The 12,743-nt window shown below is 64.6% G+C and carries 14 protein-coding genes; 5 read left to right on the plus strand and 9 right to left on the minus strand.

All coding sequences use genetic code 11. The features are described from left to right. Positions 1 to 26 precede the first annotated feature (26 nt). Positions 27 to 2,213: a patatin-like phospholipase family protein gene (locus tag AC5O5I_RS06750; RefSeq protein WP_172230456.1), complete on the minus strand. Its 2,187-nt coding sequence runs from the start codon at positions 2,211 to 2,213 to the stop codon at positions 27 to 29. 67 nt (positions 2,214 to 2,280) lie between these two features. Between AC5O5I_RS06750 and AC5O5I_RS06755 the strand changes: the two genes are divergently transcribed. Further along, complete coding sequence (locus tag AC5O5I_RS06755) at positions 2,281 to 2,562, plus strand: Rdx family protein (protein WP_172285757.1); 282 nt, start codon at positions 2,281 to 2,283, stop codon at positions 2,560 to 2,562. Here AC5O5I_RS06755 and AC5O5I_RS06760 read toward each other — a convergent pair whose 3' ends face one another. Then, complete coding sequence (locus tag AC5O5I_RS06760) at positions 2,563 to 3,453, minus strand: DMT family transporter (RefSeq protein WP_494512245.1); 891 nt, start codon at positions 3,451 to 3,453, stop codon at positions 2,563 to 2,565. Positions 3,454 to 3,654: 201 nt separating this feature from the next. Between AC5O5I_RS06760 and AC5O5I_RS06765 the strand changes: the two genes are divergently transcribed. Then, positions 3,655 to 4,467: a UDP-2,3-diacylglucosamine diphosphatase gene (locus tag AC5O5I_RS06765; RefSeq protein ID WP_494512246.1), complete on the plus strand. Its 813-nt coding sequence runs from the start codon at positions 3,655 to 3,657 to the stop codon at positions 4,465 to 4,467. 11 nt (positions 4,468 to 4,478) lie between these two features. Here the strand turns inward: AC5O5I_RS06765 and AC5O5I_RS06770 are convergent, their stop codons facing one another. Further along, entirely contained in the window at positions 4,479 to 4,790 is a 312-nt protein-coding gene (locus AC5O5I_RS06770) for an Mpo1-like protein (protein WP_172222635.1), read from the minus strand. A gap of 153 nt (positions 4,791 to 4,943) precedes the next feature. Here AC5O5I_RS06770 and AC5O5I_RS06775 point away from each other — a divergent pair, with 153 nt between their 5' ends. Continuing rightward, a complete protein-coding gene (locus tag AC5O5I_RS06775) occupies positions 4,944 to 6,005 on the plus strand; it encodes an AraC family transcriptional regulator (protein ID WP_172288703.1) in 1,062 nt (353 codons plus the stop codon). On the opposite strand, the gene AC5O5I_RS06780 is transcribed toward AC5O5I_RS06775, so the two are convergent. Continuing rightward, positions 5,962 to 7,416, minus strand: coding sequence for a TrkH family potassium uptake protein (locus tag AC5O5I_RS06780; RefSeq protein ID WP_172222639.1), 1,455 nt, complete (start codon positions 7,414 to 7,416; stop codon positions 5,962 to 5,964). The two genes, AC5O5I_RS06775 and AC5O5I_RS06780, sit on opposite strands and share 44 nt — an antisense overlap. Positions 7,417 to 7,518: 102 nt before the next feature. On the opposite strand from AC5O5I_RS06780, the gene AC5O5I_RS06785 reads away from it, so the two are divergent. Continuing rightward, positions 7,519 to 8,076, plus strand: coding sequence for an NAD(P)H nitroreductase (locus tag AC5O5I_RS06785; RefSeq protein ID WP_172222640.1), 558 nt, complete (start codon positions 7,519 to 7,521; stop codon positions 8,074 to 8,076). Positions 8,077 to 8,168: 92 nt separating this feature from the next. Here the strand turns inward: AC5O5I_RS06785 and AC5O5I_RS06790 are convergent, their stop codons facing one another. The 5 genes from AC5O5I_RS06790 to AC5O5I_RS06810 all read right to left on the minus strand — a co-directional run bounded on the left by AC5O5I_RS06790 (position 8,169) and on the right by AC5O5I_RS06810 (position 11,814). Beyond that, positions 8,169 to 9,509 carry a sensor histidine kinase gene (locus AC5O5I_RS06790; protein WP_172287001.1) on the minus strand — a complete coding sequence of 447 codons (1,341 nt, stop codon included), beginning with the start codon at positions 9,507 to 9,509 and terminating at the stop codon, positions 8,169 to 8,171. Between the two features lie 58 nt (positions 9,510 to 9,567). Continuing rightward, a complete protein-coding gene (locus AC5O5I_RS06795; protein WP_172222642.1) occupies positions 9,568 to 9,984 on the minus strand; it encodes a Spy/CpxP family protein refolding chaperone in 417 nt (138 codons plus the stop codon). Between the two features lie 116 nt (positions 9,985 to 10,100). Next, positions 10,101 to 10,778: a response regulator transcription factor gene (locus AC5O5I_RS06800; protein WP_172287002.1), complete on the minus strand. Its 678-nt coding sequence runs from the start codon at positions 10,776 to 10,778 to the stop codon at positions 10,101 to 10,103. A gap of 141 nt (positions 10,779 to 10,919) precedes the next feature. Continuing rightward, a complete protein-coding gene (locus AC5O5I_RS06805) occupies positions 10,920 to 11,219 on the minus strand; it encodes a YciI family protein (protein WP_015271283.1) in 300 nt (99 codons plus the stop codon). Position 11,220: 1 nt separating this feature from the next. Beyond that, on the minus strand, positions 11,221 to 11,814 hold the full coding sequence (locus AC5O5I_RS06810; RefSeq protein ID WP_494512247.1) for a septation protein A: 594 nt from the start codon (positions 11,812 to 11,814) through the stop codon (positions 11,221 to 11,223). A 67-nt stretch (positions 11,815 to 11,881) separates the two neighbouring features. Between AC5O5I_RS06810 and AC5O5I_RS06815 the strand changes: the two genes are divergently transcribed. Then, positions 11,882 to 12,742, plus strand: a complete 861-nt coding sequence (locus AC5O5I_RS06815) for a PHP domain-containing protein (RefSeq protein WP_172222648.1) — start codon at positions 11,882 to 11,884, stop codon at positions 12,740 to 12,742. Position 12,743: the final 1 nt, after the last annotated feature.

Here is a 12,743-nt window from a genome sequence, read left to right on the forward strand (position 1 = left end):
TGGGGCTGCAAGGCAGCCCCGGCAATTCAGAAGGTATGCCCCAGGTTCAGGTACACCGCATGCTCATGCGCACTGTTGGCCCCGTAGCTGAGGTTCAACGGCCCTAGTGGTGTTTCCAGGCCCAGGAAAACGCTCGCCGCATTGATGTACCCGCTGTCGAATTCGTTGTCGTTGTTCCACGCCCGTCCACGTTCCAGCGAGCCACCGATGTACAGCGGGAAGTCCAGCGGCACATAGGCCCGCGGCGTCAGGCGGCGATAGTAGACCACCCGCATCAGGCTCACGTTCTGCCCCGACAGCGAGTCCTGGCGGAAACCTGACAGCTCACGCGCCCCACCCATCACGAAGCTCGACGTCACCACTTCGGTGGCATCCAGCGTGCGCCCGTAGCGCCCGCCCAGCACGAAGGTATTCGGCCCGCTGCTGATGGCCTTGTCCAGGTTGAACAACCACTGCCGGTAGTCCTGGTCGGAGTCCAGTGACTTGTCGTACTTGCGCAGGGTCAGGCTGATGTCCTCGCCCCGGTGCGGGAAGTAGACATTGTCGAGCGTGTCGAACGAGTACTTCAACTCATAGAAGCCTTCGTTGAAACTGACCTTGGGCAGGTCCTGATCGCCGATGCGCACCTCGGCCTCGCCCCACGCCTTGCCCACGCCCAGGCGCACCTCGCCGCTGGTGCCGATCTGCCGGCCCACGTTAAGGCCGAAGCCATAGCGCTCCAGGCGGTACTCGGCGACCGGGTCGTTGTCCAGGGTGGCCTCGATGTTCTGCGAGCCGAAGTCCAGGTAGGGCGCGACGAAGTAGCGTGAGCCTACGTCCAGTGGTTGATAGAACTCGCTGTACAGCTCTTGCTGGTCACCGATCTGGCCCCGGGTCAGCCATTCGGCGCCCAGGCTGTTGATGCCGTTGACCCGGTAGCTGGCGCCCAGGTTGAAGGCGCTGTCGCCGCGCAGGTCGTCCGACAGGTTCAGGCCCAGGCGCAGGTAGTCGGTGCCGCCGCGTCGGCCGCGGGCGTTGATCACCAGGGTGTTGTCGTCACCCTTGTGCACCACGCGGTACTGCACCCGGTCGAAGTAGTCCAGGCCGTACAGCGTGCCCATGTCGGTCTGCAGGCGGCCGAGTTCCAGCGGCGCATCGATCGGCTGGCGGATGTAAGAGCGGATGACATCATCGCTGACCTTGGAGTCGTTCTCGATCCTGATGGCGCTGATCACCGGCGTGCGCTGGCGCGGCGAGCGGGCTACGGCGAGGCTGCTGTCACCCTCGGGCTGGCGCAGTGCGGCCAGGCGCGGCTCGAGCAGGCGGGTGGCGCGGTAGCCGGCGTCGATCATGTCGCGGGCGCGGCCGAAATCGGTCACGCCGAAAGCACTCAGGGAGGGCTGGATGAGGATGTCGTCGCGGTGCAGGCTGGCCAGTTGCTCTTCCGAATTGCGCCGGGTCATCAGGGTGATCGACTGGTTCAGCACATCGACCACGGTCAGTAACTGCTTGCGGTCGCGCAGCGGGGTGCCGATGTCGACCACGATGGCCAGGTCCACGCCCATCTCGCGGGCCACGTCGACGGGGATGTTGTCGACCATGCCGCCATCCACCAGCAGGCGGCCGTCGAGTTCGACCGGGGCGAACACCGCCGGTATCGACATGCTGGCGCGGATCACCTGGGGCAGGTGGCCGCGGCGGAACACCACTTTTTCGCCACTGGCAATGTCGGTGGCCACTGCGCGGAAGGGGATGGGCAGCTTGTCGAAGTCACGGGTATCGGCGGTATGCGCCAGCTTGCTTTCCAGCAGCAGCGACAGGTTCTGGCCCTGGATTACCCCGAGTGGCAGGCCCAGGCTGCCGTCGTCACGGAAGCTGAGTTTCTGCTTGACCAGAAAATCGCGGTCATCCTGCTTGCGCCGGAACGGCACGTCCTTGCGCGGCGGGGCATCGGACAACGCCTGTTGCCAGTCGAGAGTGGTGGCCAGTTTTTCCAGCTCTTCGACACTGTAGCCCGAGGCGTACAGCCCGCCGATCACCGCGCCCATGCTGGTGCCGGCGATGGCGTCGATATGCACCCCCTGTTCCTCCAGTGCCTTGAGCACACCGATGTGGGCAAGGCCACGGGCGGCGCCCCCAGACAGCACCAGGCCTACCTTGGGCCTGGCCGGTTCAGCGGCAAATGCGGTCAGGGAGGCAAGGGCGAGTAGAAAACAGCACAGCAAACGGCGCATCGTGAGTCTCAAACCGTGGGCTAAAGGGCGCTAGTATAAGCGGCCCCTCACCAGGAGAATGGTCAGCATGGCCGACAGCAAGCCGGAAATTGTCATCACCTATTGCACCCAATGCCAGTGGCTGCTGCGCGCTGCATGGCTGGCCCAGGAACTGCTCAGCACCTTTGCCGACGACCTCGGCCGGGTGGCGCTGGAGCCTGGCACCGGCGGCATCTTCCGCATCACCTGCAACGGCGTGCAGATCTGGGAGCGCAAGGCTGACGCGGGTTTCCCCGAAGCCAAGGTGCTGAAGCAGCGCGTGCGCGACCAGATCGACCCACAGCGCGACCTGGGCCATAACGATCGCTGATCAGGCGCCCTCCGCCAGTGGCCGCGTCCTGGGTGGCTGTTCGGCGGCCAGGCGGCTGGACAGCACGATGGCAAAAATGATCAGCGCCCCACCCAGCAGCATGCGCACGGTGGGGGTCTCGGCGAACACCGCCCAGGCCACCGCGATGCCATAGACCGGCTCCATGCCGAACACCACGGCGGCGGTGCGCGCCTTGATCACTGCCAGGCTGGCGACGAACAAGCTGTGCGCCACGCCGGTGCAGAAGATGCCGAGCAAGGCGATCCACAGCCAGTCCATGGCTGCGACGTCAGCCACGCCCGGGGCTGCGAACGGCAGCAGGCACAGGCCGACCACCAGGTTTTGCCACAGCGCTGCCTGAACCGCCGGCAAGCGTCCGGAGCCGGCGCGGTTGGTGAGCGACAGCAGCGAGAACAACAGCCCCGAGAGCAGCGCCCAGAGCAGGCCGCCGGTGGCCTCGCTGGCCAGGTCGAATGCCGGCGTGACCAGGATCAGGCCGATGCTCACCAGCACTACCAGCACGGCTTCGTTGCGGCGGATGCGTTCACGGAACAACACGCCTTCAAGGATCACGGTAAAGGCCGGGAAGCTGGCGAAGCCGAGGGTGGCGATGGCCACGCCGCCGACCTTTACCGCAATGAAGAAGCTGACCCAGTGGCCAGCCAGCAGCACACCGCCGAGCAGCAGGCGGCGGATGTCCTGGCCGCTCAGGCGTCGCCAGCCCGGGCCAGTAAGGCTGGCAAACAGTGCCAAGGCAAGTACGGCAAAAGCGGCGCGGCCGAAAACGATGATTGCCGGGCTGGCGCTGGCGGCCAGTTTGCCGAAGACGCCGGTGAGGCCGAAGAACAGCGCGCCAATGTGCAGGGCGCCCAGGGCAGTGCGGTGGTTCATGAAGGGTCCTTGCTGAAGATGTCTGCTGACTATACCGGCCTCTTCGCGGGCAAGCCCGCGAAGAGGCCGGCACAGGCAAGTGTAAAGGCTCGGCAAACCGTTCTGTCGCAAGACTGCTGACAGTCATCACTCGTCACCGTTTTGCCACGGCGCTGTCACACGCGCCTGCCAGTCTCCAGCAAACTGCGCCGGAGCCTGTCCATGACCCATGCCGAACTCTCCCGTCCCTCGCGCAAGCAACGCGTGCGTACCCTGTGGATCTCCGATGTGCACCTGGGCACCCGCGATTGCCAGGCGGAGCACCTGTCGCAGTTCCTCAAGGGCTACCAGGCCGACCGCGTCTACCTGGTCGGTGACATCATCGACGGCTGGAAGCTGCGCAGCGGTATCTACTGGCCGCAAGCGCACACCAACGTGATCCGCCGGCTGCTGACCATGAGCAAGCGCGGCACCGAGGTGATCTATGTCACCGGCAACCACGACGAATTCCTGCGCCGCTACTCCAGGCTGATGCTGGGCAACATCCAGCTGGTGGACGAGGCCGAACACCTCACTGCCGATGGCCGCCGCCTGCTGGTGATCCATGGCGACCAGTTTGATGTCATTACCCGTTACCACCGCTGGCTGGCGTTTCTCGGTGACCGCGCCTACGAGTTCACCCTGGTACTGAATCGCTGGCTCAACCACTGGCGTGCGCGTTACGGCTATGGCTACTGGTCGCTGTCGGCCTACCTGAAGCACAAGGTCAAGGGCGCGGTGAACTTCATCAGCGATTTCGAGGATGCCATCGCCCACGAGTGCACCCGGCGTGGTTTTCAGGGGGTGGTGTGTGGGCACATCCACCATGCCGAGATCCGCAAGGTGGGGGAGGTGGAATACCTCAATTGCGGCGATTGGGTGGAGTCGTGCACAGCGTTGATCGAGCACTGGGATGGCAGCATCGAGTTGTATCGGCTGGTGGACGCACAGGCGCGGCAGGTGCAGGCAGCGGCGGCCGAGCGGGAGCCGGCCTAGGGGCGGCGACGCTACAGGCGGATCTTGCCCAGCAGGATATCCCTGAACATGACGAAATCCCCGGCAAGGCTATAAAACGGGTAGGTAAAAGTGGCCGGCCGGTTCTTTTCGAAAAAGAAATGCCCGACCCAGGCAAAGCCGTAGCCGAACAGCGGTACGCCCAGCAGCAGCAACCACTTGCCACTGCCGATGGTATAGGCCAGCAGGGCGATCACCAGGCTGGTGCCGACAAAGTGCAACCGGCGGCAGGTGGGGTTGCTGTGCTCCCCCAGGTAGTACGGATAGAACTCGGCAAAACTGCGAAACTGCGCTGTGCTGTTCATGGCTGTGCTCCGGGATTAATACTTCTGGACAAGATGCACGGCGTGGAGCCTGATTCGAGTCTAGAGTGACTGGCGGGGCCTACCAGTGACAATAGGCGCCAATTGAGTATCCTTGGGGTTCACCGCAGGAGCGGTCAGCATAAGAAGCCTGTCATGAGCGAAAGAACCACGTCAGCCAGCTGGGCATCAGGGATTGTGAAGGCACTCGAACTGGAAGGGCTGGACTGCCGGGCCATGTTCAAGCAGCTGGGCCTGGACTTCGCTGCCCTTGACGACCCCGACGCGCGTTTCCCCCAGGACTCCATGACCCGTCTCTGGCAGCTGGCAGTGGAGCTGTCGGGCAACGAGGCCATCGGCCTGAACATGGCGCGCGTGGTGCGCCCGGCGTCGTTCCATGTGGTGGGTTATGCACTGATGTCCAGCCGCACCCTGGCCGAGGGCTTCGAGCGCCTGGTGCGCTACCAGCGCATCATCGCCGAAAGCTCCGACCTCAGCTTCGTCCTCGGCGCCGAGGGCTATTCGCTGATCCTCACCGTGCACGGCGACCACTTGCCGCCGACCCGGCACAGTGCAGAAGCGTCGCTGGCCTGCGCCCTGGCGCTGTGCAAATGGCTCAGCGGCCGGCCGGTGCAGCCGCGACGGGTGCTGGTGCAAGGGCCGCAGCCAAAGAATGTGGAGCCGTACAAGGTGGCGTTCCATTCGCCGCTGGTGTTCGGCGCGGCGCACGATGCGCTGGTGTTCGAGCGGGCCGACATGGAGGCGCCGTTGCCGACTGCCAACGAGGCCATGGCGGTGCTGCACGACCGGTTTGCCGGGGAGTACCTGGCACGGTTTTCCGAAAGCCGCGTCACCCACCGCGTACGCCAGGTGCTGTGCCGCATCCTGCCGCAGGGCGAGCCCAAGCGCGAAACCCTGGCCCAGGCCTTGCACCTGTCGCAGCGCACCTTGCAGCGGCGCCTGCAGGAGGAGGGCACCAGCTTCCAGGCGCTGCTCGACGACACCCGCCGCGAACTGGCCGAACAGTATCTGGCCCAGCCCGGCATGACCTTGCTGGAAACCGCCTACCTGCTTGGTTTTGCCGACCCCAGCAACTTCTACCGGGCCTTCCGCCGCTGGTTCGATGCCACGCCCAGCGAATACCGCGCCCGTCTGGGCGCGGACAGCGAGCTACTCAGTGACGCCAGAACGCCGGCATACACAGGACCAGCACCGTGATGATTTCCAGGCGACCAAGCAGCATACCGCCGGCCAGGATCCACTTGGCTGCATCAGGCAGCGTGGCGTAGTTGCCAGACGGGCCGATCACTTCACCCAGCCCTGGGCCCACACCTGAAACCGTGCCGGCAGCACCGGTCAATGCGGTCATCCAGTCCACGCCAAGCAACGACAGCAGCAGCGCCATGACGCAAATGGTGATGGCAAAGAAAAACGAGAACGTCAGGATCGAGCGCACGATGTCTTCGTCGAGCCGGTGGCCGTTGTACTTCTGCTTGATCACCGCGCGCGGGTGGATCAGCTGGTTGAGGCTGGCCTTGAGCAGGATGTAGGCAACCTGGAAGCGGAAGATCTTGATCCCGCCTGCGGTCGAGCCGGAGCAGCCGCCAACGAAGCCCAGGTAGAAGAACAGCATCAGCGAGAAGTTGCCCCACAGGCTGTAGTCGCCCAGGGCGAAGCCGGTGGTGGTCACTACCGAGGTGACGTTCAGTGCCACATGGCGCAGGGCATCAAGCCAGTGCAGGTTGGTGCTGTACCAGTACCAGGTGCCGAGTACCAGCCAGGTGACCACCAGCATGCCCAGCAAGCCCTGCACCTGCTGGTCGCGGATCAGCGCCTTGCGGTTGCCGCGCAGGGTCGCCACGTAAAGGGTGAACGGCAGGCTGCCCATGATCATCACCACTACCGCGACCCAGTGCACGGCGGGGATATCCCACTTTGCCAGCGACTGGTCGGAGGTGGAGAAACCGCCCGTGGAGATCGCCGACATGGCGTGGTTGATCGCATCGAATGGGCTCATGCCGGCCCACCAGAAGGCCAGCGAACCGAAAATCGAGAAGCCGACGTACACCCCGACGATGGACTTGGCGACCATGTGCGAGCGCGGCATGACCTTTTCCGAGCGGTCGGACGATTCGGTCTGGAACAGGCGCATGCCACCGATGCGCAGCAGTGGCAGGATCGCCACGGCCATGGCGATGAAGCCGATACCGCCAAGCCAGTGCAGCATCGAGCGCCACATCAGGATGCCCGGCGACATGCTGTCGAGGCCACTGAGCACGGTGGCGCCGGTGGCGGTGATGCCCGACATGCTTTCGAAGAAGGCGTCGGTATAGCTGATGTGCTGGGTGAGCAGGAACGGCAGGGCGGCGAATACACACACCACCAGCCAGCTGCAGACGGTCAGCAGGTACATGTCGCGCGGGCGCAGGTGTACATGCTCGGGTCGCCCCTGCACCACCAGGGCCAGGCCGGCGATAAAGGTGATCAGGCTCGACCACAGGAACGACGGCATGTCACCGGTGCGTTCGAAGATCACCAGGGTCGCCATCGGCACGGCCATGCTGACGGCGAGGGTGATCAGGAAGATGCCGATGATGAAACCAATGATCCTTAAGGTCGGCAACGCCATGTGATCTGCTCTGACTCGAAACGGAAGGGCGCCATTCTACCTATGGGTCTGGTGATGTAAACGCTAGAATGGCCGCACATTCAACTGCCAGGAGGGTAGCCGATGGAGGCTCTCGACGCATTGCTCAACCGTGTATCCGTGCCACGCCTGACCGAACCGGCGCCCAATGCCGCCCAGCGCGAGGCGCTGTTCCAGGCTGCCCTGCGGGCACCGGACCATGGCCAGCTGCGGCCGTGGCGTTTCCTCACCATCGAAGGCCAGGGCCGTGAAAAGCTGGGCGAGCTGTTCGCCGAAGCCGTGCAGCAAAAGGGCGATGCCAGCCAGGCTGCCCTGGACAAGGCGCGCGCGATGCCGCTGCGGGCGCCGTTGCTGATCGTGGTGGTTGCCAAGCTTCAGGATCACTTCAAGGTGCCCAAGTCCGAGCAGCGCCTGGCGGCCGGCTGTGCGGCGCACGGGATCCTGATTGCCGCGCATGCGCAGGGCATCGGGGCGGTATGGCGCACTGGCGACATGGCGTTCGATGCCCATGTGCACAAGGGCCTGGGGCTGAACGAGAACGAGGAGCTGATCGGTTACCTGTACGTTGGTACGCCGCTGAACGAACCGCGTACGGCGCCAGTGCTGGAGACTGCCGATTTCGTCAGTGGCTGGGGTGAGTAACGCAGCCTTGGCCTGAAGGCTGGATCAGGGCTGCCGGCCTCTTCGCGGGTGAATCGGATCGCCGCGAAGGGGCCGGGTGCCTTTACATCACATCAACTGCCGGTTGCTTCCGCCAGGGGCAACTCCAGCCTGGCCACAAACCCACCCTGTGGATGATTGTCCAGGACCAGGCTGCCGCCATGGCGCTCCGCCGCCTTGCGCGCGATCGCCAGCCCCAGCCCATGCCCCGGCGCGTCCTGCCCCGGCGCCCGGAAGAACGGCTCGCCAAGCTGCGCCAGATGCTCCACTGCCGCCCCCGGCCCATGGTCACGCACGCTCAACACGATCCGGTCCTGCTCGCGCACGGCGCTGACCTCGATCGGCTGGCCAACCGGGTTGAACCGCAGGGCATTGCGCAGCAGGTTGTCCACGGCACGCTCGATCAGGGTTGGCCAGCCCTGCAAGGTCAGCCCCGGCTGTGCTTCAAGGCGCACCTCCTGGTCCGGCGCACTGAGCAGAGCGTCCTTGCGCACACTCCCCAGCAACGCGTTGATGTCGACCGGTTCGGCATGGGCCTGTTCGGCATCCACCCGTGCCAGGGTGAGGATTTCGCTGATCAGGTCTTCCAGGCGGTCGCATTCGCGGGTCAGGCGCGGCCACAGGCTTTCCCGCTGCTCCGGCCCGGCACGCTCGGCCAGAGCCAGGGCGATACGCAGCCTGGCCAGTGGCGAGCGCAGCTCATGCGAAACGTCGCGCAGCAACTGGCGCTGGCTGCCAAGGGTGCTCTGCAGGCGCGCGCCCATCTTGTTGAAGTCCTTGGCCAACACGCCGAACTCGTCGCGCCGTGCGGCTAGCTGCGCCAGGCTGTTCTGCTGGTAGGTCGACTGGCCCAAGTCATGCACGGCGCCGCGCAGGCGGCTGAGCGGGCGGGTGATGGACAGGGTCACCAGCAGGCTGAACAAAGTCAGCACCACCAGGGCGATCCCCAGCGCACTGAGTGGCCACAGCAGGCTTTCGCGGTGCCAGGCATCCAGCGCCGGGTGGGGGATGCGGTAGATCAGCAGGTAGGTTTCGCCGGTGTCGGGGCTGGTGTATTCCTCGGTCAGCCGACGCCACGGCAAGCGTCGCTCGTCATTGTGCTGGCGCGCCTCGAACGCGGCCGCGCGGCGCGGGAAGGTGCCGGGCACCACGGCTTCCCCACTGTCGTCGAGCACCTGCACGTCGATCTTGTAGCGGTCTTTGCGCCGCTCCAGGAAGTGTTGTGCCGAATCCAGCCCTTCCTGTTCGTAGTGTCTGGCCCACTTGCTGGCCAGCGTATTCAGGCCAGGGTGGCGGCTGAGTATCCAGGCATCCTGGTTGAGCATGTGGCCCAGCAGGATCGACAGGCCTGCAACCAGGGTGATGGCCAGCCAGAAGCTGGCCAGGATGCGCCAGAACAGTGAACGCAAGTGCACCTCCTAAACGGGAAAAGCCCGGCGCGCACTGAGGCGGGCCGGGCATTGGGCGGACAGGTTACTGGGCCTTGTTGCCTTTTTCAGCTTTCCAGGCCTGGAACTCCTGCCATTCGGCTTTCTTGGCGGCGCGTTCCTTTTGCAGTTCGTCGAACTTCTTCTGCTGCTCAGGCTTGAGCAGGTTGCGTACAGCGCTGTCGGTCTTGGCGCGGCTTGCCTGCAGCTCGTCCTTCATGGCTTTCTGGTCGGCGGCCGGCAGCTTGGCCAGGTAGCGCTCGTTGATGTCGCGGCGCTGCTTCATCTGCTCGCCCATCAGCTTGCCGATCTGCTGGCGCTGGTCGCGGCTCAGGTCCAGCTGGTGGAAAGGCGCATCACCGCGGTGATGCGGGCCGTCGTGGCGCGGGCCGCCTTCTGGCATGGCCATGGCAACGGTCGGCAGGGCGGCGGCGAACATCAGGGCGATAAGGGTCTTGCGCATGGTGTCTCTCCTTTCATTGGCCGGTGATTACCGGATGAGCACAGTCTAGGGAGATCACCGTCAAGCGCAGTCAGGGAAGGGTAAAGGCTCGGTAAAGAATGGCCATGACCCGCAAACTACAGGCAGTAGTAATAGCCACGGCTACGCAGGGCGACGATGCGCGGACGGCCATCGGCGTGCGGGCCGATCTTCTTGCGCAGGTTGCTCACGTGCATGTCCAGACTACGGTCGTACAGGGTCAGCTTGCGCCCAAGGCCGATTTGCGCCAGTTCCTGTTTGTCCAGCGGCTCGCCGGGCTGGCGCAGCAGGGCCTCGAGAATGCGGCTTTCGGACAGGGTCAGGGTCATCTCGCGGCCATCGATACTTGCCACGCCACGGGCGGGGCTGTACACCAGGTCGCCCAGTTCTACCTGGCTGGTGGTGGCGGTGGGGTGGCTGCGGCGCAATACCGCGCGCAGGCGAGCGGTGAGCTCACGCGGGTCGCAGGGTTTGGCCAGGTAGTCATCGGCACCCAGCTCCAGGCCCAGAATACGGTCCAGCGGCTCGCCGCGGGCCGACAGCATCAGTACCGGCAGTTCGGCATGCTCGCTGCGCAGCTGCTTGAGCAGTTCCAGGCCACTGCCATCGGGCAGCATCACATCCAGCACCACTGCTGCAGGGGCATGCTCGGCCAAGGCCTGGCGTGCGCTTACGCCATCGTGACAGGCACGGACGGTAAACCCTTCCTGGGTCAGCCAGCTGCCGAGCAGCTCGCACAGTTCCTGGTCATCATCAATCAGTAACAGCTCGCTCATGACTCACTCAATTCAACCATTGACGGCGGCTATTCGGCCCGCCAGTGGCAAAGATACCGCAGACTGATGGCAACCGTATAACTGCCCGCACCGGTCAGCTTCTTCGCGGGCCCGGCCGCGAGAAGCCGATGCGGTCTCAGATCAAGGCAGCACTTGCTTGAACGGCTTGACCACGACCTTGTCGTACACGCCTGCAGCAATGTAAGGGTCGGCATCGGCCCAGGCCTGCGCCGCAGCCAGCGAATCGAACTCGGCAACGATCAGGCTGCCGCTGAAACCCGCTTCGCCCGGGTCGTTGCTGTCGATGGCCGGGTGTGGGCCGGCCAGCACCACACGGCCTTCGGCCTTCAGCTGCTGCAGGCGCTCGATATGCGCCGGGCGTGCGGCCAGGCGCTTTTCCAGGGAGTTTGCGACGTCGCTGGCGATAATGGCGTAGAGCATGTCAATCCTTGGGTTTGGAGGTAGAGGGGTCATCGTGCATGTGGCGCGACAGGTAAACGCCTTGCGCCACCAGGAAGATCACGGTCATGCCCAGGCTGCCGAACACCTTGAAGTCGACCCAGAATTCCTGGAAGGTGAAGGCGACGAACAGGTTGGCCGCACCGCAGAACAGGAAAAACGCGATCCAGGCCACGTTCAGGCGCGCCCAGATGGCATCGGGCAGGCTCAGGGCATGGCCCATGATGCGCTTGATCAGCACCCGGTCACCGATGAAGTGGCTGCCGGCAAAGGCCAGGGCGAACAGCCAGTTCACCACCGGCGCCTTCCACTTCAGGAAGGTTTCGCTGTGGAAGGTCAGGGTCAGGCCGCCGAACACCAGACAGGCCACCAAGGTCAGCCACTGGCCCTTTTCCAGCTTGCGCTGGCGCAGGAACAGCGCGCCGTAGACCACCAGCGAGCTGATGATCAGCATGGCCGTGGCACTGTAGATGCCGCCGAATTCGAAGCTGTGGCCAGCCACCTCCAAAGGGCGCGGGTCGAGCTTGTAGACGATGAAGAACAGCAGCAGCGGGATGAAATCGATGAATTGTTTCACAATGGCAGCCAGAATCGGGATGTGACGGCATAATAACAAACATCGAATCCAGCGAAAGCGCTCCTCCATGAATGTTGATCTGCACTGTCACAGCACGGCCTCCGACGGCGCCCTGGCGCCCTCTGTACTGGTTGCCCGCGCCTTTGAACACGGGGTGCAGACGCTGGCCCTGACCGACCACGACACCCTCGAAGGCCTGCCTGAAGCGCGCCAGGCCTGCCGGGACGTGGGCATGCGCTGGGTCAGTGGCGTTGAACTGTCGTGCACCTGGGGTGGTGCAACCATCCACGTGCTGGGCTATGACTTCCCGCTCGACGCGCCGCCTTTGCTGGCAGCGATCGAGGCGTTGCACCGCGGCCGCTGGTTGCGCGCCGAAGAAATCGACAAACGGCTGGCGGCCAAAGGCATGCCCGGCGCGCTGGACGGCGCCCGCGCCGTGCAGCAGGAGCTGGGCGACAGCGGCAACGCCCCGGCGCGCCCGCATTTTGCCGAGTACCTGGTGCGTGCCGGGCACGTCAAGGACCGCGGCGAAGCGTTTCGCAAGTGGCTGGGCGCCGGCAAGCTGGGCGACGTCAAGCAGCATTGGCCGACCCTCGACGAAACCGTTGCCACCCTGCGGCAGTCCAAAGCCTGGGTGAGCCTGGCGCACCCCATGCACTACGACCTGACCCGCAGCAAGCGCAGAAGGCTGATTGCCGACTATATTCAGGCAGGCGGGCAGGCACTGGAAGTGGTCAACGGAATGATGCCAGCCGAGCAGGTGGGCACGATGTCCATCCTCACCCGAGAGTTCGGCCTGCTGGCAAGCGCTGGCAGTGATTTCCACGGCCCCGGCACCTGGGGCGAGATAGGTGCCTACCGGCCCTTGCCCGAGGACCTGCCACCTCTGTGGCGCCGATTCAGCCATGAACAGCCTATGGCGGTATGAA

The sequence above is a fragment of the Pseudomonas sp. 9_2_1 genome, from assembly GCF_059295275.1.

Excerpts from the sequence above, each read along its gene's own strand:
- AC5O5I_RS06760 (WP_494512245.1), bottom strand. The coding sequence starts at position 3,453 with ATGAACCACCGCACTGCCCTGGGCGCCCTGCACATTGGCGCGCTGTTC.
- AC5O5I_RS06805 (WP_015271283.1), bottom strand. The coding sequence starts at position 11,219 with ATGCTCTACGCCATTATCGCCAGCGACGTCGCAAACTCCCTGGAAAAG.
- AC5O5I_RS06755 (WP_172285757.1), top strand. The coding sequence starts at position 2,281 with ATGGCCGACAGCAAGCCGGAAATTGTCATCACCTATTGCACCCAATGC.
- AC5O5I_RS06765 (WP_494512246.1), top strand. The coding sequence starts at position 3,655 with ATGACCCATGCCGAACTCTCCCGTCCCTCGCGCAAGCAACGCGTGCGT.
- AC5O5I_RS06775 (WP_172288703.1), top strand. The coding sequence starts at position 4,944 with ATGAGCGAAAGAACCACGTCAGCCAGCTGGGCATCAGGGATTGTGAAG.
- AC5O5I_RS06795 (WP_172222642.1), bottom strand. The coding sequence starts at position 9,984 with ATGCGCAAGACCCTTATCGCCCTGATGTTCGCCGCCGCCCTGCCGACC.
- AC5O5I_RS06750 (WP_172230456.1), bottom strand. The coding sequence starts at position 2,213 with ATGCGCCGTTTGCTGTGCTGTTTTCTACTCGCCCTTGCCTCCCTGACC.
- AC5O5I_RS06815 (WP_172222648.1), top strand. The coding sequence starts at position 11,882 with ATGAATGTTGATCTGCACTGTCACAGCACGGCCTCCGACGGCGCCCTG.
- AC5O5I_RS06800 (WP_172287002.1), bottom strand. The coding sequence starts at position 10,778 with ATGAGCGAGCTGTTACTGATTGATGATGACCAGGAACTGTGCGAGCTG.
- AC5O5I_RS06770 (WP_172222635.1), bottom strand. The coding sequence starts at position 4,790 with ATGAACAGCACAGCGCAGTTTCGCAGTTTTGCCGAGTTCTATCCGTAC.
- AC5O5I_RS06785 (WP_172222640.1), top strand. The coding sequence starts at position 7,519 with ATGGAGGCTCTCGACGCATTGCTCAACCGTGTATCCGTGCCACGCCTG.
- AC5O5I_RS06780 (WP_172222639.1), bottom strand. The coding sequence starts at position 7,416 with ATGGCGTTGCCGACCTTAAGGATCATTGGTTTCATCATCGGCATCTTC.